Annotated in this window: 25 protein-coding genes and 1 tRNA gene; 16 read left to right on the forward strand and 10 right to left on the reverse strand. The window is 62.1% G+C overall.

Translation table 11 applies throughout. The features are described 5' to 3' along the window. Positions 1–73: 73 nt before the first annotated feature. The 4 genes from B9A19_RS09165 to aroQ all read right to left on the reverse strand — a co-directional run bounded on the left by B9A19_RS09165 (position 74) and on the right by aroQ (position 3,450). Entirely contained in the window at positions 74–883 is an 810-nt protein-coding gene (locus B9A19_RS09165; protein WP_176216866.1) for a flagellin N-terminal helical domain-containing protein, read from the reverse strand. A 153-nt stretch (positions 884–1,036) separates the two neighbouring features. After that, on the reverse strand, positions 1,037–2,413 hold the full coding sequence (gene accC / locus B9A19_RS09170) for an acetyl-CoA carboxylase biotin carboxylase subunit (protein WP_084090493.1): 1,377 nt from the start codon (positions 2,411–2,413) through the stop codon (positions 1,037–1,039). 64 nt (positions 2,414–2,477) lie between these two features. Next, positions 2,478–2,942: an acetyl-CoA carboxylase biotin carboxyl carrier protein gene (gene accB, locus B9A19_RS09175; protein ID WP_084090494.1), complete on the reverse strand. Its 465-nt coding sequence runs from the start codon at positions 2,940–2,942 to the stop codon at positions 2,478–2,480. Positions 2,943–3,000: 58 nt separating this feature from the next. Further along, positions 3,001–3,450: a type II 3-dehydroquinate dehydratase gene (gene aroQ / locus B9A19_RS09180; protein WP_084090495.1), complete on the reverse strand. Its 450-nt coding sequence runs from the start codon at positions 3,448–3,450 to the stop codon at positions 3,001–3,003. 51 nt (positions 3,451–3,501) lie between these two features. Between aroQ and B9A19_RS22120 the strand changes: the two genes are divergently transcribed. The 3 genes from B9A19_RS22120 to B9A19_RS09190 are packed head-to-tail and all read left to right on the forward strand — an operon-like array spanning position 3,502 to position 5,422. Continuing rightward, a complete protein-coding gene (locus B9A19_RS22120; protein ID WP_139798758.1) occupies positions 3,502–3,699 on the forward strand; it encodes a hypothetical protein in 198 nt (65 codons plus the stop codon). Then, positions 3,680–4,705: a tRNA preQ1(34) S-adenosylmethionine ribosyltransferase-isomerase QueA gene (gene queA, locus B9A19_RS09185; protein ID WP_084090496.1), complete on the forward strand. Its 1,026-nt coding sequence runs from the start codon at positions 3,680–3,682 to the stop codon at positions 4,703–4,705. The genes B9A19_RS22120 and queA overlap by 20 nt, the downstream gene beginning before the upstream one ends. Positions 4,706–4,759: 54 nt before the next feature. Beyond that, entirely contained in the window at positions 4,760–5,422 is a 663-nt protein-coding gene (locus tag B9A19_RS09190; protein WP_084090497.1) for a DUF6933 domain-containing protein, read from the forward strand. A gap of 159 nt (positions 5,423–5,581) precedes the next feature. Here the strand turns inward: B9A19_RS09190 and B9A19_RS09195 are convergent, their stop codons facing one another. Beyond that, positions 5,582–6,487: a LysR family transcriptional regulator gene (locus B9A19_RS09195; protein ID WP_245804313.1), complete on the reverse strand. Its 906-nt coding sequence runs from the start codon at positions 6,485–6,487 to the stop codon at positions 5,582–5,584. Between the two features lie 141 nt (positions 6,488–6,628). Here B9A19_RS09195 and B9A19_RS09200 point away from each other — a divergent pair, with 141 nt between their 5' ends. Next, the gene (locus B9A19_RS09200) at positions 6,629–7,642 is read left to right on the forward strand and encodes a zinc-dependent alcohol dehydrogenase family protein (RefSeq protein WP_084090499.1); all 1,014 of its coding nucleotides are present in this window, start codon (positions 6,629–6,631) and stop codon (positions 7,640–7,642) included. A gap of 291 nt (positions 7,643–7,933) precedes the next feature. Beyond that, positions 7,934–9,046, forward strand: coding sequence for a tRNA guanosine(34) transglycosylase Tgt (gene tgt, locus B9A19_RS09205; RefSeq protein ID WP_084090500.1), 1,113 nt, complete (start codon positions 7,934–7,936; stop codon positions 9,044–9,046). A 375-nt stretch (positions 9,047–9,421) separates the two neighbouring features. On the opposite strand, the gene B9A19_RS09210 is transcribed toward tgt, so the two are convergent. Then, positions 9,422–10,165, reverse strand: coding sequence for a glycine zipper 2TM domain-containing protein (locus tag B9A19_RS09210; RefSeq protein ID WP_084090501.1), 744 nt, complete (start codon positions 10,163–10,165; stop codon positions 9,422–9,424). 145 nt (positions 10,166–10,310) lie between these two features. Between B9A19_RS09210 and yajC the strand changes: the two genes are divergently transcribed. From yajC to B9A19_RS09250, 8 genes are all read left to right on the forward strand, one after another. Further along, positions 10,311–10,643, forward strand: a complete 333-nt coding sequence (yajC, locus tag B9A19_RS09215) for a preprotein translocase subunit YajC (protein WP_084090502.1) — start codon at positions 10,311–10,313, stop codon at positions 10,641–10,643. 47 nt (positions 10,644–10,690) lie between these two features. After that, positions 10,691–12,550 (forward strand): protein translocase subunit SecD, encoded by a 1,860-nt coding sequence (gene secD, locus B9A19_RS09220; protein WP_084090503.1) that lies wholly within the window; start codon positions 10,691–10,693, stop codon positions 12,548–12,550. A gap of 11 nt (positions 12,551–12,561) precedes the next feature. Then, a complete protein-coding gene (gene secF, locus B9A19_RS09225; protein WP_084090504.1) occupies positions 12,562–13,497 on the forward strand; it encodes a protein translocase subunit SecF in 936 nt (311 codons plus the stop codon). An 86-nt stretch (positions 13,498–13,583) separates the two neighbouring features. Further along, positions 13,584–14,228 carry a DedA family protein gene (locus tag B9A19_RS09230; protein WP_217807024.1) on the forward strand — a complete coding sequence of 215 codons (645 nt, stop codon included), beginning with the start codon at positions 13,584–13,586 and terminating at the stop codon, positions 14,226–14,228. Continuing rightward, on the forward strand, positions 14,225–15,151 hold the full coding sequence (gene bioC / locus B9A19_RS09235; RefSeq protein ID WP_084090505.1) for a malonyl-ACP O-methyltransferase BioC: 927 nt from the start codon (positions 14,225–14,227) through the stop codon (positions 15,149–15,151). Before B9A19_RS09230 ends, bioC begins: the two co-directional genes overlap by 4 nt. 1 nt (position 15,152) lies before the next feature. Continuing rightward, positions 15,153–15,866 (forward strand): dethiobiotin synthase, encoded by a 714-nt coding sequence (gene bioD / locus B9A19_RS09240; protein ID WP_084090506.1) that lies wholly within the window; start codon positions 15,153–15,155, stop codon positions 15,864–15,866. A gap of 29 nt (positions 15,867–15,895) precedes the next feature. After that, positions 15,896–16,474: an SCO family protein gene (locus tag B9A19_RS09245; protein ID WP_217807025.1), complete on the forward strand. Its 579-nt coding sequence runs from the start codon at positions 15,896–15,898 to the stop codon at positions 16,472–16,474. 11 nt (positions 16,475–16,485) lie between these two features. Further along, positions 16,486–17,274, forward strand: a complete 789-nt coding sequence (locus tag B9A19_RS09250) for a flagellar brake protein (RefSeq protein WP_084090507.1) — start codon at positions 16,486–16,488, stop codon at positions 17,272–17,274. Between the two features lie 46 nt (positions 17,275–17,320). Here B9A19_RS09250 and B9A19_RS09255 read toward each other — a convergent pair whose 3' ends face one another. Then, positions 17,321–18,268 (reverse strand): NAD-dependent epimerase/dehydratase family protein, encoded by a 948-nt coding sequence (locus B9A19_RS09255; protein WP_217807026.1) that lies wholly within the window; start codon positions 18,266–18,268, stop codon positions 17,321–17,323. 21 nt (positions 18,269–18,289) lie between these two features. Here B9A19_RS09255 and B9A19_RS09260 point away from each other — a divergent pair, with 21 nt between their 5' ends. The 3 genes from B9A19_RS09260 to B9A19_RS09270 all read left to right on the forward strand — a co-directional run bounded on the left by B9A19_RS09260 (position 18,290) and on the right by B9A19_RS09270 (position 20,721). Further along, a complete protein-coding gene (locus B9A19_RS09260) occupies positions 18,290–19,315 on the forward strand; it encodes a CDP-6-deoxy-delta-3,4-glucoseen reductase (RefSeq protein WP_084090508.1) in 1,026 nt (341 codons plus the stop codon). A gap of 211 nt (positions 19,316–19,526) precedes the next feature. Continuing rightward, positions 19,527–20,558, forward strand: a complete 1,032-nt coding sequence (locus B9A19_RS09265; protein WP_084090509.1) for a MerR family transcriptional regulator — start codon at positions 19,527–19,529, stop codon at positions 20,556–20,558. A gap of 87 nt (positions 20,559–20,645) precedes the next feature. Then, positions 20,646–20,721: transfer RNA gene (locus tag B9A19_RS09270), tRNA-Thr, on the forward strand. A gap of 130 nt (positions 20,722–20,851) precedes the next feature. On the opposite strand, the gene B9A19_RS09275 is transcribed toward B9A19_RS09270, so the two are convergent. The 3 genes from B9A19_RS09275 to B9A19_RS09285 form a co-directional block, all read right to left on the reverse strand. Beyond that, a complete protein-coding gene (locus tag B9A19_RS09275) occupies positions 20,852–21,361 on the reverse strand; it encodes a GNAT family N-acetyltransferase (RefSeq protein WP_084090510.1) in 510 nt (169 codons plus the stop codon). A 177-nt stretch (positions 21,362–21,538) separates the two neighbouring features. Further along, positions 21,539–22,324 (reverse strand): tetratricopeptide repeat protein, encoded by a 786-nt coding sequence (locus B9A19_RS09280; protein ID WP_084090511.1) that lies wholly within the window; start codon positions 22,322–22,324, stop codon positions 21,539–21,541. Between the two features lie 9 nt (positions 22,325–22,333). Beyond that, entirely contained in the window at positions 22,334–24,403 is a 2,070-nt protein-coding gene (locus B9A19_RS09285) for a bifunctional 2',3'-cyclic-nucleotide 2'-phosphodiesterase/3'-nucleotidase (protein WP_084090512.1), read from the reverse strand. Positions 24,404–24,429 lie beyond the last annotated feature (26 nt).

Here is a 24,429-nt window from a genome sequence, read left to right on the forward strand (position 1 = left end):
GCGTGCTGGCGGCGTTGCCGCAGCCCAAACAAAAGCCGCCCGGAGGCGGCTTGTGCATGGCCCGCTGTAAGGGTTAACGCAGCAGCGACAGAACCTGACCGGCCGATGCATTGGCCTGTGCCCGCACGGCCAGATCGGCCTGATTGCGGATTTGCGACTGGATCAAGGTCGAGCTGGCGCTGGCGTAGTCGGTATCACCGATGCGGCTCTTGGCGGCAGAGAGGTTCTCGTTGCTGGTCAGCAGATTGTTGGCGCTGGCGCTCAGGCGGTTGCTGATGGCACCCAAGGTGGCGCGGCTGCTGTTGATGCTGGTGACGTCGTTATCCAGCGCTGAAATGGCGTTGCCGGCCGATGTCGGGCTGGACAGGTCGAGCGTGCCGCTGGGGCTGGACAGCGAATTCAGGCTGGTGCCGGGTATGGCAATGGTTTCGTTGGCATTGGCGCCTGCTTGCAGCGTAAAGCCGTTGCCTTGCAGCAGTTGCTGGCCGTTGAACTGCGTATTCTTGAGGATGTCCTGGCTCGATTGCGACAGTGCATCCGATTGCGCCTGCAGTGCCGCGCGGTCTTCCGGCGACAGCGTGCTGTTGCCGGCGGCCACGGCCAGCGTGCGCTGGTCGATGGCGTTGTCGGACAGCTGCGACAACGCGCCGTCGGCCACCTGGGTGAGCGAGATGCCGTCCGACAGATTGCGCACCGCCTGGCCGTTGCCGGCGATCTGCGCGGCAAACTGCTGGATGATGGCCGAGCCGGCCGCGTCATCGGCCGCGCTGTTCACGCGCTTGCCGCTGGATAGCTGGTTCAGCGTGCGGTTGAGCGTGTCGGTGTTGCGGTTGGCGGGTACGCTCGAAAGCGTGTTGGCATTGTTGCCGATGGAGGAAATCATGGGGGCCTCCCCGTCCTGCATTGATACGTCAGCCTCCAGCTTACGCCCGGAGTTTCAGCATCCGCTAATCTAGATGACGAATGGCGCCCGCCCGCCGCGCATTAAAAAAGCCACGATATGCATCGTGGCTTTTTTGTCTGCCTGCCGTACAGATCAGAGCGGCGGCAGCTGGTTTTCCAGCACCGTGCGGATCTCGGGCATGCGCGCTTCCAGATAATGGATGCTGGTGCCGCCCTTGACGAACTCTGCGTCCAGCAACAACTGCTGGTGCAGCGGAATGTTGGTGCGGATGCCCTGCACCACCATTTCCGACAGCGCGATGCGCATGCGGGCCATGGCCTGCTCGCGCGTATCGCCGTAGGTGATGATCTTGCCGATCATCGAGTCATAGTTGGGCGGTACGAAGTAACCCTGGTACACGTGCGAATCCACGCGCACGCCAGGGCCACCCGGGGTGTGATACGTGGTGATGCGGCCGGGGCTGGGCACGAACTTGAGCGGGTCTTCCGCATTGATGCGGCACTCGACGGCGTGGCCCTTGAGCTTCACGTCTTTCTGCGTGTACTGCAGCGGCAGGCCGGCAGCCACGCGGATTTGTTCCTGCACGATGTCGATGCCGGTGATCAGCTCGGTGACCGGATGCTCCACCTGCACGCGCGTGTTCATTTCGATGAAGTAGAACTCGCCGTTTTCGAACAGGAATTCGAACGTACCGGCACCACGGTAGCCGATGTCACGGCAGGCCCGCGCGCACGATTCGCCGATTTTCTTGCGCTGTGCGTCGGTAATGCCCGGTGCCGGTGCTTCTTCGATCACCTTCTGGTGACGGCGCTGCATCGAGCAATCGCGTTCGCCCAGATAGATGGCATTGCCATGCTGGTCGGCCAGAATCTGGATTTCCACGTGGCGCGGGTTCTGCAGGTACTTTTCCATGTACACGGTGGGGTTGCCGAACGCGGCGCCGGCTTCCGATCTGGTCATTTCGACCGAGCGCAGCAGCTCTTCCTCGTTATGCACCACACGCATGCCACGGCCACCGCCGCCGCCAGCGGCCTTGATGATCACCGGGTAACCGACCTTGCGGCCGATGGCGATCATTTCCTTGGGGTCGTCCGGCAGTGCGCCGTCCGAGCCCGGCACGCACGGCACGCCGGCAGCCTTCATCGCATCCTTGGCCGAAACCTTGTCGCCCATCAGGCGGATCGATTCGGGGCGCGGGCCGATGAAGACGAAGCCCGATTCTTCGACGCGTTGCGCGAAGTCGGCGTTTTCGGACAGGAAACCATAGCCGGGGTGGATGGCGTTGGCATTGGTGACTTCGGCCGCCGAAATCAGCGCCGCCATGTTCAGATAGCTCTGCGGCGACGGGTTGGGGCCGATGCAGACCGATTCATCGGCCAGCTTCACGTATTTGGCTTCGCGGTCGATCTCGGAATGGACCACCACGGTCTTGATGCCCATTTCGCGGCAGGCGCGCAGGATGCGCAGCGCAATTTCGCCGCGATTGGCGATAAGGATTTTTTCAAACATGTCTGTTAATGCCTGTGACGGGTAAGGCGCGGGCGGGCGTGTTCACGCCGGCAGCCTCACGGAATTAACCAATAACAAACAGCGGTTCGCCGTATTCCACCGGCTGGCCGTTCTCGACCAGGATGGCCTTGATCACGCCAGCGTGATCGGCTTCGATTTCGTTCAGGAGCTTCATCGCTTCGATGATGCACAGCGTGTCGCCGACATTGACCGATTGGCCCACTTCGACGAAGTTCTTCGCATCCGGGCTCGGTGCGCGGTAGAACGTGCCGACCATCGGCGACTTCACTACAAAGCCTTCCGGCAGGCCGGCAGCGGCAGGTGCTTCACTGGCTGCTGCGGCAGCGGCGACGGGTGCGGCAACCGGGGCTGCAGCATATTGCACCGGGGCCGGCGAGTAGTAAGCCGGGGCGGCATTCTGATTGACGCGGGTGATGCGGACTTTTTCTTCGCCCTCGGTCACTTCCAGTTCGGCAATGCCGGACTCTTCGACCAGGTCGATCAGTTTTTTCAGTTTACGCAGATCCATACGGCAATCCTCCGGGATATTTTGCTGGTGCTGATTTAATCGGGAAGACGGCGTCCGATCAGGACGCCTTGTAGTCGAGCGCGAACGAGAGGGCGTATTCGTAGCCCCTGGCGCCCAGACCGCAGATCACGCCGACGGCGAGATCGGAAAAGAACGAGTGATGCCGGAAAGCTTCCCGTGCATGCACATTGGAGAGATGGACTTCGACGAACGGTTTCTTGACCGCCGCGAGTGCATCGCGCAGCGCCACGCTGGTATGCGTGAACGCAGCAGGATTGATGACGATGAAGTCAGTCTGATCTGCAAATGTGGCATGGATGCGTTCGATCAGTTCGTATTCACGGTTGGACTGGAATACCTCGACCTTGGCACCTGCTGCCTGCCCCTGGGCAATCAACCGGCCATTGATGGCGTCGAGGGTATCGGCGCCGTAATGCTGTGGTTCGCGCAGGCCCAAAAGGTTCAGGTTCGGGCCATGCAACACCAGGATATTGCGGGTGCCAGACATTGCTCACCTCTCGTTATCGACTCCTGTAATCGGCCGGAGTTTGCCGCCGCCATGTCGGCGTTGTCCAGTAATTTCGGCGAAAATCACTGCAAAATTCCGTCAAAACGCCTGTTTGAAAATGCGCTGCCGCCAAGTTTTTCGGGCGTTGGCGGCGGGCCGGGCTGGTATACTGACACCCATTCTCATACTGACCGCTGGGCGCATTTTTGGCCCGGTTTTGCGCTCGAACATGCAAGTTGCCGATTTTGACTACCACCTGCCCGAACACCTGATCGCCCAGTTTCCGCCCGAAGTGCGCGGCGCCAGCCGCCTGCTGCATGTCGATGGCGCAAAACTTGCCGATGGCATGTTCGCCGATTTGCCCAAACTGCTGCGCGTCGGCGATATCCTCGTCTTCAACGACACCAAGGTGATCAAGGCCCGCCTGTTCGGCGAAAAAGCCAGTGGCGGCAAGATAGAGGCGCTGGTGGAGCGCGTACTGGATGAACACCGCGCGCTCGCACACGTACGTGCGAGCAAGGCCCCAAAGCCCGGCACCGTGCTGCACTTCAACGGCGGCGCCAGCGCCGTCATGGTGGAACGGCGCGGCGACCTGTTCCTGCTGGAGTTCGCCGGCGAACAGACGGTGCTGGAGCTGCTGGAGCACGCCGGCGAGCTGCCACTGCCGCCCTACATCACCCACACGCCCGACGACGACGACGCCAAGCGCTATCAAACCGTCTACGCCCGCGACCCCGGCGCGGTGGCTGCACCCACCGCCGGCCTGCACTTTACCGAAGACCTGCTGCACACCCTGCGCGGGATGGGCGTGCACACCGCCTTCCTCACCCTGCATGTCGGCGCTGGCACCTTTCAGCCCGTGCGCGTCGACGACGTGGCCGACCATGTGATGCACCACGAGCGCTACAGCATTCCCGCCGCCACGGTCGACGCCATCAAGGCCGCCAAGGCCGCTGGCGGTCGCGTGATTGCCGTGGGCACCACCAGCCTGCGCGCGCTGGAAGCCGCCTCGCAACACGGCCTGCTGGCCGAGCCCGAGGGCGATACCGACATCTTCATCACTCCCGGCTACCAGTTCCACGCCGTGGACCGGCTGATCACCAACTTCCACCTGCCCAAATCCACCTTGCTGATGCTGGTATCGGCCTTTGCCGGCTACGACGTGATGCGCAGCGCCTATGCGCATGCAGTGGCGCAGGGGTACCGCTTTTTCAGCTATGGCGATGCGATGTTGCTGGAGCCGGCACAGAGCTAGTGTTCGGCGCTGGGTCGCCCAAAGCAGATTATGTAAAAGGCTGGAGGTTTTGGCATGTTGTTGTTTCAGTGCACTAAAGACGCTTGCGCAGCGCTAACTTCGACCCGCAAGGGCGTGACCGAGTCTTGGATCTGTGATCACCCGCTGCCTTCAGATGACCCGGCGTGGGTGTGGCAATTGCACGCCGTCAAGATTGCCCGTCATCCCGTCTTGGTTGCAATGCATGCCGATACACGATTTTCGATGGTGTTTTGGGGCGTCAAAAAGGGAGATGGTGAAACCCTGATTCAACTTTTTTTTGAGCGCATGCTTAATCATGTGGCCTGGCTGGCCAGAGACTTTGCGCTGCTGGATGCATCCGGCTTGAAAGCAATGGCGGACCGATTGATTGACGTTCATCAGCAATGTACTTTCCGGGCCGGAGGTGATCGCAGCGTTCAGACACATCTCAATGAGGTGGTTCGTTATTGTCGAGATGCCGTTGCGGATAACGGAGGGTTGCCTGACAATCAAGAGCAAGCAGCCGGTTTCGACGCATATCTGAATCAGGCACCGCGTGGAGCACGTGGTCGCCCGCACTGGTTCCCCGATGACGAAATGTTGTGCGCATGTCTGCGCGATTTTGCCGGTGTTGATGAGGCTGGACTGCTACACGCGCGTGAGCGCATGCGCACTGCAAGATATCGGGACATTGAGCAACTCCTGCAGCAGTCATAAATCACGCTGCTTCCGGGTAGAGTCCCGCCGGAGGAGCTTGAGAGCCGCCACAAAACCCTGCTGATGGCGTTAGGCTCACTTGCCGTACAGCTTGTACCGTCTGCGTTCAGGTGCCTTGCCAGTACCGCTGCACCGGGTTTTGTTAGCGGCTCGAAAGCGCTATTGCCCCGGCCGTCTGGCCAGCAGCCCCGGCAACTCTGCCGCCAGCGCATCAATCAACACCCGCATCCGCGACGGTAAATGCCGGTTGTGCGGCCAGACCAGGTGCATGGGGATGCCGTAGTCGGGCAAATGGTCCAGCAGCGGGATCAGCGCGCCGCTGCGCAATTCGTCGCGGATCAGCCAGCGTGGCATCCAGATCAGGCCCATGCCGGCCAGGCCAGCGTCGCGGATGGCTTCGAGGTCGTTCAGCGTGCAGCGGCCGCGCATGCGGATTTCTTCCAGTTCGCCATCTTCGCGGTAAAAGCGCCACGCTACTTTTTGCCCGGAGCGGGTATAGGCGATGCCCTCGTGCGCTGCCAGGTCGGCCAGCGTTTGCGGGGCGGGGTGCTGTGCCAGATAGGCGAGACTGGCGCACAGCACCATGTATTGCATGCCCAGTCCACGCGCCTGCAGGCCGGGGCTGTCGCCCAGCGGGCCGCCGCGTATGGCCAGGTCTATGCCCGCCTCGATCAGGTTGGTGACCTGGTCGCTGTACAGCACTTCCATCGATAACTCCGGGTAGCGCTGCGCCAGTGCCAGCAGTATCGGTGTTGCGCAGCGGCGGCCAAACAGCACTGGCGTGCCGATGCGCAAGCGGCCGGCCGGTGCGCGGCGGCCGTCGTCCAGCGCGGCTTCGCCGCCTTCCAGTTCGGCCAGCGCACGCAGGCAGGCGTCGTAATAGGCCTGGCCGTCATCGGTCAGCCGCTGGCTGCGTGTGGTGCGGTGAAACAGTCGCGCGCCTAGTCTTTCCTCCAGCCGGGCAATGCTTTTGCCCACCGCCGAGCGGGTCAGGTTCAGCCGCTGTGCGGCCAGTGCAAAGCTGCCGGCTTCCACGACTTCGACAAAGGTGCTCACGCCATTCATGCGGTCTACCATTCTTGCGCCCAGATTGGTGAATTCAGTTCCGTAATCATACGAAATCTTGCCGCCACTGCGGAATCTGCTTCGCCTTTATGCTGGCGTCACTGGTTCAAAACGAACCGACCAACCTCAAGGAGCAACACCATGGGCAAGACACTGCAACGCTGGGCAATGAAGGATTTTGGCGCCGCACATCTGGTGCAGGAAACAGTGGCGCTGCCGCAGCCGGCCGCCGGTGAAGTGCTGGTGCAGGTGAAGGCGGCCGCGCTCAACTACCGCGATGTGATGGTGGTGGAAAACGGCATGGGCATGGCGCTGGACTGGCCGCAGGTGCCGGGCTCGGACATGGCCGGCGTGGTGGTGGCCGTGGGCAGCGGTGTAACGCGGGCCAAAGTGGGGGATCGCGTGGTCAGCACCTTCTGGCATGGCTGGCACGATGGTGCTGCGCCGGCCGGCATCGCCGCGCTGGGTGGCCCGCTGCCGGGCGTGCTGGCCGACCATGTCGTGCTGTCGCAGGAAGATATCGTGCTGGCGCCGGCCACATTGAGCGATGCCGAGGCCGCCACCCTGACCTGCGCCGGCCTGACCGCCTGGACCGCACTGGTCGAATCGGGTGGCCTGCGTGCCGGCCAGACGGTGGTGGTGCAGGGCACCGGTGGTGTGGCGCTGTTTGCGCTGCAGCTGGCGGTGGCACAGGGCGCCGAGGTGATCGTGATCTCGGGCAGTGACGACAAACTGGCGCGGGCCCAGGCGCTGGGTGCCAGGCATGGCGTCAACCGCAGCAAACATCCGGACTGGGCGGCCGAAGTACTGCGGCTGACCGATGGCCGTGGCGCCGATCATGTCATCGAGCTGGTCGGTGGCGACAATGTGGCCAAGTCGCAGGCGGCGCTGGCGCAGGGCGGGCGCTTGTCGGTGATCGGTTTGCTGGATGACATGGCCTTCAATGGCTCCATCATCCCCTTCCTGCAAAAGCGGCTGACCGTGCAGGGTATCGGCGTGGGCCATCGCCACGCGCTGGAAAATCTGGTGCGCGCCATTGACCGTGCCGGCATCAAGCCGGTGATCGACACCGAGTATGGTTTCGACGAGTTGCCACAGGCCTTGGCGCACCAGGCACGCGGGGGCTTTGGCAAGATCGTGCTGCGGGTCGGCTGAGCGCCTGTCATTTCGCGGCTCTGTACGGGCAAACAGCATCAAGGGCCCGGCAGAGCCGGGCTCTTGCCAGCGCAGGCAGGCGAAGCTGCGCCTCTTCTTGTTTGATTCCACTCCCCCCGCCCTCGCCGCTGCGGAGGTGGCCTCGCTTTGCTCGTCAGTGGCACCCGGAGGATGGAAGTCTGCCGTGCCGTTCGCCGGCCATCTGCCCCGGCAGCCGCCGGGGCGGGCTGCTTTCTGCTAATCTTGCGGCCGCGCCGGACTGTTCTCCGGTTGCGCTACAGGACGATACAGATGCAATTCCAGCTTAAAACCACCAGCGGCGGTGCGCGCCGTGGCACGCTCACGCTCAATCATGGCGTGGTCGAAACCCCCGTCTTCATGCCGGTCGGCACCTACGGCACCGTCAAGGCCATGACGCCGCGCGACCTCAACGAGATCAACGCGCAAATCTGTCTGGGCAACACCTTCCACCTGTGGCTGCGCCCCGGCCTTGATGTGATCGGCAAGTTCGGCGGCCTGCATGACTTCATGGGCTGGCACAAACCCATCCTCACCGATTCGGGCGGCTTCCAGGTATTCAGCCTGGGGGCGATGCGCAAGATCACCGAGCACGGCGTTACCTTCCAGAGCCCCATCAACGGCGACAAGCTGTTGCTCACGCCGGAAGAATCGATGCGCATTCAGACCGTGCTCAACTCCGACGTCGTGATGATCTTCGACGAATGCACGCCGTACCCGGCCACGCGCCAGCAGGCGGCCGATTCGATGCGCATGTCCTACCGCTGGGCGCGCCGTTCCAAGGACGAATTTACCGCGCGCGAGAACCACAACGCGCTGTTCGGCATCGTGCAGGGCGGCATGTATGAAGACCTGCGTGACGAATCGCTGGCGGGTCTGAACGATATCGACTTCCACGGTATGGCCATCGGCGGTCTGTCGGTGGGCGAACCCAAGGAAGACTTCGCCCGCATCCTCGCCCATACCGCGCCGCGCCTGCCCGAGCACAAGCCGCGCTACCTGATGGGCGTGGGCACGCCCGAGGATCTGGTCTATGGCGTCAGTCAGGGCATCGACATGTTCGACTGCGTGATGCCCACCCGCAACGCGCGTAACGGCATGCTGTTCACGCGTTTTGGCGACATCAAGATCAAGAACGCCAAGTACAAGCTCGACCAGCGCCCGCTGGATGAATCGTGCGAGTGCTATGCCTGCCGCAACTTCAGCCGCGCCTATCTGCACCATCTGTTCCGCGCTGGCGAAATCCTCGGCTCGCAGCTCAACACCATCCACAACCTGCACTACTACCAGGTGATCATGCGCGAAATGCGCGAGGCGATTGAAGCTGATCGCTTTACTGCGCACGTGGTGCAGTTTCATGCGGATCGGGCGCGTGGGGTGGATTGAGCTGTTTGTTGTCGGGGCGTTAGCTGAAACGCCTTGCATTTCTTGAGGTTAGCGCCTGCGGCGCGGTGTTTATAGGGGCCGGTTCCGCCCGGCAGGCAGGTTAAGGGGGCGTCTCGCCACCCCCTTAACAATCCCGGGCGACCCTACTTGTGCGTTCCACGGCTTTGCCGTGGAATACCCTGCGCTGCGCGCCAGCCCCGGCGGGTCGGTAACTCGGCCCTGCGGGCCTCAGACATCCCTCCCCTTCATCCGGGTCTGGCTGTGCTGCTCGGCGCTTCAGAAGGGGAGAGGGTGGTATGCGGTCGACCGTGACAAGAGCCCGGTGTTGCCGGGCTCTTGGTTCAATTGCAAACCATCACGGCTGCCAACAGGCCATCAGCGCGGTATCAACTGATCGTTCTCAAACTTGATCTTGTCGCCGACGCGGAAGCCGTGTTCGGATGAATCGAAGGCCACGGTTTTGCTTTCGCCTGAATCGAGCTTGAAGGTGACCTCGTAATACTTCTTCTTGGTGACCTGCTTTTCGATTTCATTGCCGGCCAGTCCGCCGCCGATGGCTCCAATGACGGTGGCCACGGTGCGGCCATTGCCCTTGCCAACCTGGTTGCCCAGCACGCCGCCCACCACAGCGCCGCCGATCTTGCCCAGCAGCGAGCCCTCGCCGGGTTTTTCCACCTCGTTCACGGCGGTAATCACGCCACAGTTGGGGCAGGGCGGGGCGTTCTTGTTGGCTAGCGCCAGCTTGAGCGATGCCTTTTGCGCATTCAATGCTGCCTTCTGGCAAGTGCCGGCATCGGGTTTGTCGAGCTGGGTACAGAAAGCCACGCGGGCCTTGTAGTCCTTGTCGATCTGCGCCTTGGCGCTGGCATAAGGGGGCGGGTAGACCTGCGCCGACGTCGGCGCCTGCCACGCCTGCCAGGCTGTCTTGTAGGCCGTCTTGCGCGTGGTGGCGGCATCCTTTTTGCAGCCGGGCTGCTCGCTCTTGCCCAGCTCGGCGCACACGGCCAGATCGTTCTGATAGTCGCTTTCGATGCGTGCCTTGGCCTCGACCAGCGTTTCGGCGTGAGCCAGTGCGCTCGTCAGAGCGAATGCGGCGGCGTATATCATCATCTTCTGCATGACGCTTACTCCTTGAATTGCGGCGGTTTTTTCAGCATAGCCAAGCCGCGCGACAAAGCGGTGAAAACGGCCGCTAGTCGCAGTGGATTTAGCGAGAGCCGCGGGCTAGAATGGGCGGCTTTGTTTTTTCACCCAGGGTCTACCCATGTTTATCAATACCGCATACGCCGCTGACGGCGCCGCTGCCGCTTCGCCTGCTGGCGGCATCGTCAGCTTCCTGCCGATGGTCGTGATCTTCGTGCTGTTCTACTTCATGCTGATCCGTCCGCAGCAGAAGAAGGCCAAGGAAGCAAAGGCCATGATCGATGCGCTGGACAAGGGTGACGAAGTCGTTACTGTTGGCGGTATCGTCGGCAAGATCACCAAAGCCGGTGAAACCTATCTCACGCTGGAGCTGTCCGCCGGTGTGGAAATCCTGGTTCAGCGCAGCGCCGTGTCGCAGCGTCTGGAAAAAGGCACTCTGAAAAACAACAAATAAGCGCAGCCGCCCGGCATGACCGGGCGCGTGTGCTGGATGGTCCCCTCATGAACCGCTATCCGCTCTGGATGTATGTTTCCATCGTCGCGCTGTTGGTTGCCGCGACGCTGTTCACCCTGCCCAACTTCTTCGGTGAAAGCCCGGCGGTGCAGATTTCTGCCGGCCGCAGCACGGTCAAGGTCGATGAATCGCTGCAGGCCCGCGTGCAGACCATTCTGGCTGCTGCCAAGCTCAGCCCGGATGCAGTGCTGTTCGAGAACGGCTCGGTCAAGGCCCGCTTCAAGGACGGCGATACTCAGCTCAAGGCTCAGGATGCGCTGAAGAATGCGCTGGACGATGACTATGTGACTGCGCAAAACCTGTTGCCACGGACGCCGAACTGGCTGACCAGCATTGGCGCCAAGCCGATGTCGCTGGGTCTGGACCTGCGCGGTGGCGTGCACTTCCTGCTGGAAGTGGACATGAAGGCTGCCGTCGACAAAGACCTGGAGAAGACCGCCGGCAACATCCGCCGCGAACTCAAGGACAAGAAAATCCGTTTTGGCCGTGTGGTGCGCGAGCGCGATACGGTTGAAATCCAGCTGCGCGATGCGGCAACCGTCGATGCGGTTGATCCGGTGGTGCGCAAACTGCTGCCTACGCTGCAGGTAATTGACGTCAAGGACGGCAGCAACAACAAGGTGGTGCTGAGCTACACCGAGGCCGCGCTGTTGACGCTGAAGGATCAGGCCGTCAAGCAGAACGTGACCACGCTGCATAACCGCGTGAACGAACTGGGCGTGGCCGAGCCGGTGATCCAGCAACAGGGCCAGGGCCGTATCGTGGTCGAGCTGCCGGGCATCCAGGACACAGCCAAAGCCAAGGACATCCTCGGCCGTACTGCCTCGCTGGAAGTGCGCATGGTCGAGGACGACGCGGCCAAGCTCTCTGACGCCCGCAACGGCAACGTGCCGGCCGGCTACGAGCTGATGAACGAGCGCTCGCGCGACGGTCAGCCGCGTCAGATTCTGGTGAAAAAGGAAATCGAGCTGACCGGTGAAAACATCACCGATGCTCAGGCCGGCTTCGACGACCATAACGAGCCTGCCGTCCACATCACGCTGGACAGCAATGGCGCCACCATCTTCCGCGACCTGACGCATGACAATGTCGGCAAGCGCATGGCCATGATCCTGGTTGAAAAGGGCAAGGGCGAAGTCGTGACCGCACCGGTGATCCGCGGTGAAATCGGCGGTGGCCGCGTGCAGATTTCCGGCGCAATGAGCACGGTTGAATCGACTGATACTGCACTGTTGCTGCGCGCCGGCTCGCTGGCTGCGCCGATGAACATCGTTGAAGAACGTACCATCGGCCCGAGCCTGGGCAAGGAAAACATCGAGAAGGGTTTCCACTCGACCTTGTACGGCTTTCTCGCCATTGCCGTGTTCATGCTGATCTACTACCGCATTTTCGGCGTGGTGTCGGCGCTGGCCCTGGTGGCCAACCTGCTGCTGTTGCTGGCTGCGCTGTCCATCCTTGGTGTAACGCTGACCTTGCCGGGCATCGCGGCGATTGCGCTGACGCTGGGTATGGCCATCGACTCCAACGTGCTGATCAACGAGCGCGTGCGCGAAGAACTCCGTAACGGGGTATCGCCGCAGCTGGCGATTACCAATGGCTACAAGCATGCGTTGGATACCATCCTCGATTCCAACGTCACCACCCTGATTGCCGGCCTGGCGTTGCTGATCTTCGGTTCGGGCGCGGTGCGCGGCTTTGCCTGGGTGCATTGCATCGGCATCGTCACGTCGTTCATCAGCGCGGTATTCGTGTCGCGCGGCATCATCAACCTGATTTATGGCTACCGCCGTCGTCTTACCTCGCTGTCCATCGGCCAGGTCTGGGTGCCGGAAGAGCAAAAGGCATAAGGGGCCGAATCATGGAATTTTTCCGCATCAAACGCGACATCCCGTTCATGAGCTACGGCCGTCTGACTACGGCCATCTCGCTCATTACTTTTGTCGTTGCCGTACTGTTCCTGGCCATCAAGGGCCTGAACTTCGGCGTTGAATTTACCGGTGGTACCGTGATGGAGCTGCGCTACGCGCAGCCCGTCGAGCTGAACCAGGTGCGTACCCAGGTCGATGCCCTCAAGTATGGCGAGGCTCAGGTGCAGGCGCTGGGCACCACGCGCGACGTGATGGTTCGCTTGCCCAACATCAAGGGCAAGACCAGCGCACAGCTGTCCAATGAAGTGCTCACCACCCTGAAAACAGCGCGCCCGGACGTGGAGATGCGCAAGGTCGAGTTCATCGGCCCGTCGGTGGGTGATGAGCTGGTCAGCCACGGCCTCACTGCCATTGCGCTGGTCTGCGTCGGCATTGTCATTTATCTGGCCATCCGCTTTGAATGGCGTTTTGCCGTGTCGGCCATCATTGCCAACATGCACGACGTGGTGATCATCCTGGGCTTCTTTGCCTGCTTCCAGTGGGAATTCAGCCTGACCGTACTGGCTGCGGTGCTGGCGGTGCTGGGGTACTCGGTCAACGAATCGGTGGTGGTGTTCGACCGGATTCGCGAGAACTTCCGCAAGACGCAGATGCGTGGCCGTTCCGTGCCGCAGATCATCGACAACGCGATTACCGCCACGATGAGCCGTACCATCATCACCCACGGTTCAACCGAGGCGATGGTGTTGTCCATGCTGATCTTTGGTGGCCCGGCGCTGCACGGTTTTGCCACCGCGCTGACCATCGGCATCCTGTTCGGTATCTATTCGTCGGTGCTGGTGGCCTCGCCGCTGCTGCTGATGCTGGGTGTGACGCGCGAGAACATGATCAAGCCGGTCGTGGTCAAGGAAGAGGCGGTCGTTTAACTCATAGTTCATGCAACCTGCGATGCGCCGGCGTGTCCTACGCCGGCGTTTCTGCTTGATTGCCCACCCACACCCGGACCCCAGCCATGGATCTGATGACGTTTGTAGACATATTCCTGCACCTTGATACCCATTTGACCGACTGGGCTACCCAGTACGGCACGCTGGTTTACCTGCTGCTGTTCGCGGTGATCTTCTGCGAAACCGGTCTGGTGGTGATGCCCTTTCTGCCGGGTGATTCGCTGCTGTTCGTCGCCGGGCTGGTGGCCGCGCTGGGCAAGATGGACCCGTTTGCCGTGGCAGGTGCCATGGGTGCTGCCGCCATTCTGGGTGACAGCACCAACTACATCATCGGTCGCACGCTGGGTGAAAAACTGTTCACCAACCCGAATTCGAAGATATTCCGCCGCGATTATCTGGAGCGCACGCATGCCTTCTACGAGCGCCACGGCGGCAAGACCGTCACGCTGGCGCGCTTTTTGCCCATCGTGCGTACCTTTGCCCCTTTCGTGGCCGGCGTGGGCGAAATGCCTTATCTGCGTTTCCTGGCCTTCTCGGTATTCGGTACCGTGATCTGGGTGGGTGGCCTGGTCACGCTGGGTTATTTCTTTGGCAACGTCGAATTCATCCGCAAGAATCTGTCGGTGCTGATCATTGCCATCATCGGCATCTCGTTCATTCCCGTGGTCGTGGCCGCGTTCAAAGAGCGTTTTCGCAAGCAAGCGGCATGAGTCAGGCCAGTAACGAATCGTTTTACACCGACAAGTCGGCCATACGCGCCAGCTTTGACGCCGCTGCGCAGCATTACGATGCGGCGGCGGTATTGCAGCGCGAAGTGGCTGATCGCATGGCCGAGCGGCTGGATTACATCAAGCTGCAGCCGCAGGCCGTGCTCGATGCCGGCTGCGGCACCGGCTACATGGGCAAACTGCTGCAGCAACGCTACGGCAGCGCGCAGCTGATCGAACTCGATCTGGCGCCGGCGATGCTGCAGGTAGCGCGTGGCAAGCACGAGGCTGGCGGCCTCAAGGGCTTGTTCAGCCGCCTCAGCGGCAAGCGTGCGCTGCAGGTGTGCGGCGACATCGAGTCGCTGCCGCTGGCCGATGAATCGGTCGACCTGATCTGGTCCAGCCTCACCCTGCAGTGGTGCAATACGCCGGATGCCGCATTCAGGGAATTCAACCGCGTGCTCAGGCCCGGCGGCCTGCTGATGTTCTCCACCTTGGGGCCGGATACGCTCAAGGAATTGCGCGCGGCGTTTGCTGGCGTCGATGGCTACAGTCACGTCAACCAGTTCATCGACATGCATGATCTGGGCGATGCCCTCAGCCATTGCGGCTTTGCCACGCCGGTGATGGACATGGAAATGCTGGTGATGACCTATGCCGACGTGCGTGGCGTGATGGATGACCTGAAAGGCATCGGCGCGCACAACCTCACGCATGGCCGGCGTCAGGGCATGATGGGCAAGACCGCGTGGCAGCGTGTGCTGGCGCAGTACGAGCGCTTCCGCAATGCCGATGGCGTGTTGCCGTGCAGTTACGAGGTGGTCTACGGCCATGCGTGGAAGCCGGAAGCCCGCCCGGCCAAGGTGCTGGCCGACGGCAGCCAGGTGATCGAATTCCGGCCGCGTCCGGGTACTGCAGGGCGCTGACATGGCGGCGCAGCGCTTCTTCATTACCGGCACCGATACCGAGGTCGGCAAGACGGTCGCCACCTGTCAGCTGTTGCGGGCGTTGGCGCGCGATGGTTTGCGTGTGGCGGCCATGAAACCGGTGGCTTCCGGCTGCGAGTGGCGCGGTGGCGTGTTGTGGAACAGTGATGTGGCTGCGCACCGCACCGCGATGAATGTGAGCGTGCCCGAAGACTGGGCCAATCCATACCGCTTTGAGCCGCCGATCTCGCCGCATCTCGCCGCGCGTGAGGCAGGCATTACGGTCTCGCTTGACCACCTGAGCGATTGCGCCGACCGGCTGGGTGAGCTGGCGGATGTGCTGCTGATCGAAGGGGCGGGCGGCTGGCTGGCGCCATTGTCCGAACAGCACAATATGGCCGATCTGGCGCAGCGGCTGGCTGCGCCGGTGATCCTGGTGGTCGGTTTGCGACTGGGTTGCATCAACCACGCGCTGCTCAGCGCTGCGGCCATCCACGCCGCGGGCCTGCCGCTGGCCGGCTGGATTGCCAACCGGGTCGATCCGCACATGGCGCGCGCAGATGACAATCTGGCTTATTTGCGTACCAAGTTGAACGCGCCATTGTTGGCGGAAATCCCGTATGCTGCTGACGCAGTACATCAGGTAATGTTGTTGAACGCGGTCAGCCTGACTGGCGGTGCAGCTTGCACAACGCCAGATACACCACCAAACTGACGATAGCACTGCTGTGCTAAGCCGAGCCCATGATGAAACGGATACTGTGCGCATTTTCCTGCCTGTTGTTGCTGGGCCTGCTTTTGGGCTGCAGCAAGGCATCCTTCCAGGGCACCGATCTGACCGGTGCAGCCTTCGGGGGGGATTTTCAGCTCACCACGCATACTGGCAAACAGAGTAAGCTGTCTGATTATCGGGGCAAGGCGGTTGCGTTGTTCTTTGGCTACACCAATTGCCCGGACGTGTGCCCCACCACAATGAGCGAGCTGAAGGCCGCCATGCAGCAGCTCGGCCCCAAGGCCGATCAGGTGCAGGTGCTGTTTGTCAGCGTTGATCCCGAGCGGGATACGCAAAATGTGCTAAGCCACTATGTACCTGCATTCGATCCGCGTTTCGTCGGGCTGACCGGTACGCTGGCGCAAGTCGAGAAGGTGGCGGAGCAATACAAGATCATCATACAAAAACAGGGTAGCGGTAGCAGCTACACGGTAGACCACAGCGCAGGCACCTATCTGCTCGACAAGGAAGGCAAGCTGCGCGTGCTGGTCAACTACGGCGCCGGCCCCCAGATACTGGCCCATGATCTGGGCGTGCTGGTCAATGAATAGGCAACACGAGCATGAGTGAGAACGTGCCGCCCGCCGGGCAGGCAAACGAAACGGCCGCAGGGGCCAGCAGCCCGATACCGGAAGGCGATGAAATCGCGCCTTACCGGTTGCAGAACCCGCTGGAAATCGGTGCGGTGTTGCGGCAGCTGGTCAGCCGGGGCGACTTCGTTACTGTCTACTTCAACGAGGGGCAGCGCTTTCTGCTGTCGCGCATTCTTGAAGTGGACATCAAGGCCAGAACCTTCTGTTTTGACTGGGGCGGCCACGAGGCAACCAACCAGGCGCTGCTCAACGCCGGCCGCAAGCTGTTCGTGGCCGCGCCCGACGGCGTGAAGGTGCAGTTTTCGCTCAGTGATGTCAGCAAGCAGGAGGTGGAGGGGCGGCCTGCCTTTGTCGCACCGTTTCCAGCCGACCTGATCAAGTTGCAACGCCGCGAGTTTTTCCGCCTGGCCACACCGGTCGGCAAACCCTACAAGGCGACATTCACCCTGCCGGATGGCAAGCGCCATGCCATCAACCTGCACGATCTGTCGCTGGGCGGCGTCGGCCTGTCGGCCACGGCGCAAGAGGGCGAGGTGATCGAGCTGGGTCTGGTGCTGCCGCAGGCACAGATGGACCTTGGGGCTGGTGGTGTGCTGGTGGCCGATCTGGAGGTGCGCTCCAAGCGCCCCTACCGCACCAATACCGGCGAGCATTTCCATGTGGGCTGTCGCTTCGTCAATCTGTCCCGCGCGGCAGAGGCCAATCTGCAGCGCTTGATGGCGCAGCTGGAGCGCGAGCGCAAGGCGCTGACCGGTTGAGCACCGCCGCCAAGCAGCTGATCAGCCACGTAAAACAACGCCACCTTCAGGTGGCGTTGTTCGTTTGGGCGGCCAGCCAGTCGGCAGCGGTGGGCCATTGCAGGCGCACGCGCAGTTCGTATTTGAGCCGGTCATTGCGGATGCGGCGCGATTCGTTCAGGTAGCTGAGCAGCCCCGGCGAAATCAGTTGCTGCGCCTCGGCGCGGCTGACGCGCGGCGAACGCGGCAGCTGCACGTGGTCGGCCACCATGTCGAACCAGTCACCCATCTTGTGCGGTTCGTCGTCGCAGGCGTTGTAGCTGCGCAGCGGCCGGCCGTGGAACAGCGCCATGCACACCGCCTTGGCCAGATCATCGGCATGGATGTGGTTGGAATAACTGTCCTCGGCGGCGGCAATGGCTGCTTCGCCGCGTTGCAATCGCGCCGTTGGCAGCCGGTCGGCAGCGTAGATGCCAGGCGCGCGCAACAGTGCCAGTTGCACCTGCTGGCGGCGCGCCCAGCCGCGCAGGCTGGCTTCCGCATCGGCACGGCGCTGCGCGCGCGGGCTGTCCGGCGCCAGCGGGCGGGTTTCGTCCACCCAGTCGCCATTGCAATTGCCATACACGCCGCTGGTGCCGATATACACCGCCCGGCCGGTACTTCTACCGCCGTTGCGCGCGGGCCGTTTTGCCGGCTGTGCTAAAATTGCGGCTTGGCCTGACAGTGCCGCAATCAGGCGATGGGTGCGCGGGTCGCGCTGGCCTTGCGTGGCTGGCGGCGTACTGTGTATCAGCCACTGGGCAAGCCCGCCCAGCCGGCGCAGACTGTGCCGTTGATCGAGGTCTGCCCGCACGGGGATGACCCCCAGCCCGCGCAGTCGCTGCGCCGATTCGTCAGAGCGTGCCGTGGCGTAGATGCGAAAGCGTCGTTGCAGCCAGGGCAGTGCGCGGGCCAGCACGTCGCCACAGCCGACGATGAGCAAGCGCGGCTTGCGGAAATGAATTTGTTTAACCACTGTGTGAATGCGATAGCGTCGATGTCCAAGCAACTTACCATCCAGCCCTCCGGTCAGCAAATCGTCATGGACGAGCACGAGTTCATTCTCGATGCTGCCGTGCGCAGCGGCTTCAGCATGCCCTACGGCTGCAAGAACGGCGCCTGCGGCGCGTGCAAGGGCCAGGTGTTGTCGGGTGAGGTCGAGCATGGCCCGCATGCCGAGTCCGCGCTGTCGCGTACCGAGATGGAGCGCGGCATGGCCTTGTTCTGCTGCGCCAAGCCGCTGGGCGACGTGGTGATCGAATGCCGCGAGATCGCCGCCACCAAGGACATCCAGATCAAGACGCTGCCGTGCCGGGTCGAGAAGATCGACAAGGTATCGCACGATGTGGCCGTGCTGTCGCTCAAGCTGCCTGCCACCGAGCGGCTGCAGTTCCTGGCCGGCCAGTACATCGACATCCACACCAAGGATGGCAAGAAGCGCAGCTTCTCCATCGCCAACGCCCCGCATGATGGCGAGCATATCCAGCTGCACATCCGCCACGTGCCGGGTGGCGCGTTCTCCGAATACATCTGGAACCAGATGAAGGAGCGCGAAATCTTCCGCTTCACCGGCCCGCTCGGCTCGTTCTTCCTGCGTGAAGACAGCGACAAGCCCATCATCTTCCTTGCCACCGGCACCGGTTTTGCGCCGGTCAAGGGCATCATCGAGCACGCCATTGCCAAGGGCATCCAGCGCGAAATGATCTTGTACTGGGGCGCGCGCAATCTGGCCGAGCTGTACATGCCGCAACTGGCCGCGCAGTGGCAGGCGGAGAACCCCAACATCACCTTCATCCCGGTGCTGTCCGAACCGCTGCCCGAGGACAACTGGCAGGGCCGTACCGGCTTCGTGCACGAGGCAGTGCTGGATGACTTCGCCAACCTGTCGGGCTGGCAGGTCTATGCCTGCGGCGCGCCGGTGATGGTCGAGGCCGCCTACAAGACCTTCGTGGCGCGCAAGCTGCCCGAGGACGAGTTTTTCTCGGATGCCTTTTTCACCGCCAAGGATTTGGGCAAAAAATAGAAATTGGACTACGGTGATGCCGCTGCTGCGGCAGCCTGTTTGGTGGCGCCCCCGACCTGTAATCAGGGAGTCGCGAGGCTGATTCCTTACCACCAGTAGCGGGAACGCAGAACAGCTCACAGCGATGTGAGCTGTTTTTTTTTGCTGCCGCTTGACCCTGACCCAAGGTCAGGCCCTAACTTTCCTCAGGCGCACTTGAACGGAGGTTTGCATGCTGTTGAAAGTTGGAGAACTGGCCAAGCGTTGCGGGCTCACGGTCCGCACGCTGCACCACTACGACAGGATCGGCTTGCTCACGCCTTCGGCGCGCGCCGACAACGGTTACCGCCTGTATGGCCGCAGCGATATTGCCAGGCTGCATCAAATCCTGGCGTTGCAGCGCTTTGGTCTCTCACTGGCTGAAATCGGCGCTTGTTTCGCCCAGCCCGGTACCTCACTCACCACCATCCTGACGCAGCAGATTGCCATGCTCGACCAGCAGATCACACAGGCATCCCGCCTGCGTGCCCAGCTGGCCGGCTTGCAAGGTTCGCTGCTGGATGGGGTGGAACCGGAACTGGCCGATTGGCTGACCACATTGGAGCTGATGACCATGTACGACAACTATTTTTCCCAGGATGAACTTGCCCGCTTGCCTATGCTGGGCAACGGCGAGGCTGCCGAGGCGCAATGGCGCGCCCTCGTTGGTCAGGTGCGCGGTTTGATGGAGAGTGGCGTAGCGCCGGAACACGAGGCCCCACGGCAGCTGGCCGTGCAATGGATGAGCATGCTGGTGCGCGATACCGGCGGCGATCCCCGCCTGGTGGCCAAACTCAACCTCATGCACGAGCAGGAGCCGGCCTTGCAGACACGCATTGGTATCTCGACCGCATTGCGCGACTATGTGCTGCGGGCGTTTTCTGAAAGCAAGATGCTCATCTATGAAAAGTACCTGTCGGCCGAGGAGGCGCGCTTCATGCGTGCCCACTATGTGCAGACGGCGCTGGATTGGCCGCCGTTGCTGGCCGAGGTGCGCGACGCCATTGATGCTGACGTCGCACCCGCATCCCCGCAGGGCATCGCGCTGGGGCGGCGCTGGCTGGCCTTGTTCCAGCGCTACGCGGGCGATTCGCCGGCCACCCAGCTCAAGTTCCGCACCGCGATGGAGCAGGAGCCCGAGTTGCTGGCCGGTACCTGGGCGGATGACAGAATGTTCGCCTTCATCCGCCAGGCCATGGCCGCCATGATGCAGCAGCAATCGTAAGCGCTGTTGCTTTTTGCACCGACTGCCGGCTGTTTCATGAAAAAACAGTTGGCGTGGTTTTTATGGTTTGCTATAGTGCTGTTCTTCGCCGATGTAGCTCAGTTGGTAGAGCACCTGACTTGTAATCAGGGGGTCGCGAGTTCGATTCCTGCCGTCGGCACCAGAGTTAAAAGGCCAGTCCATCCGGACTGGCCTTTTGCTTTTTACGTCTGCCGGAAGCGGGGGTAAGGCTGCAGACTGGCTCGCGGCCAGCTTCCCGGTGCCGCGCTCTACTGCGCGCGGCGCGCGCATCCTCAGTGGGCGTCTGTGCCGCGCCACATGAGGATGTCGTCGTAATGGCGGCCATCCACCAGCAAGGCACGTGGCTCCCTGCCGTACTCCTTGAAGCCGGCCTGTTGATACAGCTGCAGCGCCTCGCTGTTGCCGTCGGTGACCACCAGCGTGATTTGCGCAACATCAACCCATGCCCGGGCGATGGCCAGCGCTTCAGCAATCAGCCTTTGCCCTATGCCTTGGCGGCGGTATGACGATGCGACGTACATGCTGCGTATGAAGGCCTTGTGGCGCAGCTTCAGTGAGCCTTCCCGGCCGATGCCCACCACGCCGATCAGTGTTTCACCATCGAAGGCGCCAAGCACTACGCGATCGGCAGAACCGCACAGAAACCCCCGGATCTGCTCAACGGATCGGCCTGCTTCCTCTGCATGGCTGGATGCAAAGGCGGCGGGCTGCTCTGCAAGCGCAAGCAATCTGAGTGCTTGATACGCCCCGGCATCCGGATTGCCGAGTGGACGGATGTTCATGCCCCTGTCTCCATGCTAGCTGTGGCCTGTCAGCATATTGTCATGGTGTGATCCCGGCAGCGCTTGTCTGGTGAAAATGCCAGGTATAGCGGCACGGCGCCGTTCAGCTGCCAGCAGGCAAGGCATAAAAAAACGCGCATCACCATAGAGGGAATGCGCGCCCAAGGGGTATGCGGATCAGGGTTGCTGGGCCGGGTGCTTCAGCGCGTGGGCGGCTTCGGCCAGCTCCTGCTTGTAATTGGCCGGGTCGCGTTTCAGGCCCATTTCGCCGTGCTGGTAAGCCATCGCCATGGCCTGGATGGCGGGCGGGTATTCCAGGTCGGCGCTCTTGCGGTACAGGGCCAGCGCCTTGGCATCGTCATTGGCGACGCCATCGCCGTAGCGATAGGCATTGGCCAGCATGAACAGCGCTGCCGGTTCGTCGTTGCGCGCGGCCACTTCAAACCAGTGGGCAGCGGCCTTGGCATCGGCAGGGATGCCGTAGCCGTTTTTCAGTTGTATGCCCAGATAGTAGGCCGCGCCGGTATGGCCGGTCTTGGCGGCGGCTTGCAGGGCGGTATGGGCTTGCGGGTAGTTGATGGCCAGCCCGGGGCTGCCCAGCAACCACGCCTTGCCCAGTGCGGCATAGGCATCGGCATCGCCCGCCTGGCCGGCTTGTTGCAGCCAGCGAACGCCAGTGAGCGCGTGCTCGCTGTCGCCGCGTGCCAGCAGCACCTGGCCCAGCGTGCGCTGGGCATCGGGCGTGCCTTTGTCGGCCAGCCGTTGCAACTCGGCCAGTGCATCATCATCACGACCGCTGTCGGCCATCACGCGCAATTCGGTCAGCGTGTTGGCGCGCAGGGCGGGGTCCGGGGCATTGCGGTGCTGCGCTTGCCAGAACAGCCCGCCGGCGGTGGCCAGAGCCACCACCGACAGGCTGATCAGCAGGCGAGGGTGCCGCTTTGCAGCGTGCAGTATCGCCATGAAACGTCCTTACTTCGACAGATCGATTGCGTACAGCGCCAGTGCCTTGCCGCTGCCGTCATCGGCTTGCAGCTGCGAGACATTGCTCAGGCCGGCCGCCTGCGCCACGCTCAGCGCATTCTGTGCCGAGTGGAACACCACGGCGCCCTGTGTGGCTACCTTGGTAAAGCGCCAGCTGCGGTCGCTGCCATGCACCGAGCGCTGCAGGTTCGTGGCGTTCTTGATGTAGGCAATCAGCACATCGCGGTTGGCATCCGGCGAGGCGAAGATGGTCTTGCTGCCATCCAGACCCGGGAAGTTGCCGCCACCGCTGGCGCGGTAGTTGTTGGTGGCAACGATGAACTGCGCGCTGTCCGAAATCGGTGCACCCTTGTACTGCAGGTTGCCGATACGGCTGCCCACCGGCTTGGTGACATCGATTTCGTAGCTGATGTCCTTGCTGGTGAACATGTCGAAGTTGTAACCCGGGAAGGAGCTGATCAGCTCTTGCTGGGTAGTCTTGGTCGGGTCGATCTGGTTGAAGCGCTTGGCAGCGGTTTCCAGCCAGTTCTTGATGTCGGCACCGCTGACCTTCACCGCGTAGATGGTGTTCGGGTACAGGTAGAGGTCGGCTGCGTTGTTGATCGCCACATTGCCGGCGGCCACGTCGGTGTAATCGGTACCACCGCCAAAACCGCTCTTGAACGGCGCGCTGACCGACAGTACCGGCAGCGATGCGTATTGAGGCAGGTTGTTCTTCACATAGGTGTTGATGTAGTCGGCCTGGGCCAGGTTGACCACTTCAATTGCGGTCGGGTCACCCACATCGGCAAAGAAACTGTTCATGCGGAAGTTGGTGCTGCCGACCGGTGTTTTCACGTAGTTGATGGTGGCCTGGTGCTCGGCAGCGATCAGTGCGCTCACGCTCGGGTCAACCGCGACATAGCTCTTGTCCGCATTCTGGGTCGAACGGGCTTCCACCGTGGTCTTGCTGGTGTCCACGCTCCACTTGCCGTTGTTATAAGCCAGGTTCAGGCCGATCACGCCCAGATTCTTGCCCCAATAGTTGGCCATCACGGTCGGTACGCCGTTCACAGTGCCCTTGACCTTGTCTACGCCCGGCAGGTTGAACTGCGGTACGGTGCTGTTGGCATCCGGGAACAGCTGATGCGAGTGACCGATCAGCATGGCATCGACACCGGCTACCTTGGACAGGTAGTAGCTGCCGTTTTCCATGGTCGGCGAGTAGGTCGAGTTATCCAGGCCGCCGTGCGAGATGACCACGACGACATCGGCACCCTTGGCGCGCATTTCCGGAATGAACTGCTCGGCGGCTTCCTTCACGCCAACGGTGTAGACCTTGCCGTCCAGCCAGCGCTTGTCCCACGCCAGGATGGTGGGCGGGGTGAAGCCAATGATGCCAACCTTGACGATGGCGCTGACGGTCTTGCCATCCGGGCCGGTTGCGGTCACGGTCTTGTTGATGATGGTGTAGGGCTGGAACAGCGGTTGCTTGGTCTTGGCGCTGTAGACGTTGGCCAGCACTTGCGGGAACTTGGGGCCGGCGCAGGTCTTCTGGCTGGCCGGGTCGGGCTGGCCGTCCACGTTGAAGCGGTTGCCGGTCACCTGGCTCAGGTAGGGCAGGCCATAGTTGAATTCGTGGTTGCCGATGCCGCCGCCTTCATACCCGGCTGCATTCATGGCCTTGTAGATGGCCAGGGTCTGGTCGCAGGTGATCGGGCTGACCATGGCCTGGTAGTCGGACAACGCGGTGCCCTGGATGGTGTCGCCGTTGTCCAGCAGCAGCGTGTTGGGGAAATCCTTGCGCGCCTGCGCAATCAGCGTGGCAACGCGCTCGAAGCCGAACGATTTGTCCTCGGCGAGCTTGAAGTAGTCATAGCTCAGCACATTGGTGTGCAGGTCGGTGGTTTCCAGCAGCGCCAGCTTGGCCACGGTGCCCGATGCCACTTGCGGGGCCGGAGTCGGCGATGGATTGGTATTGTTGCTGGGTGTGCTGCTGTCGCTGCTGCTGCTGTTGCAGGCGGCCAGCAGGGCCGACGCTGCCACCGCTGCTGCGGTCAAGGCTAGTTTGTATTGCATGACTTGCTCCCTGTTATAAGGCTCGC

It is taken from the genome of Andreprevotia lacus DSM 23236 (assembly GCF_900176275.1).
Lineage (GTDB): Bacteria > Pseudomonadota > Gammaproteobacteria > Burkholderiales > Chitinibacteraceae > Andreprevotia > Andreprevotia lacus.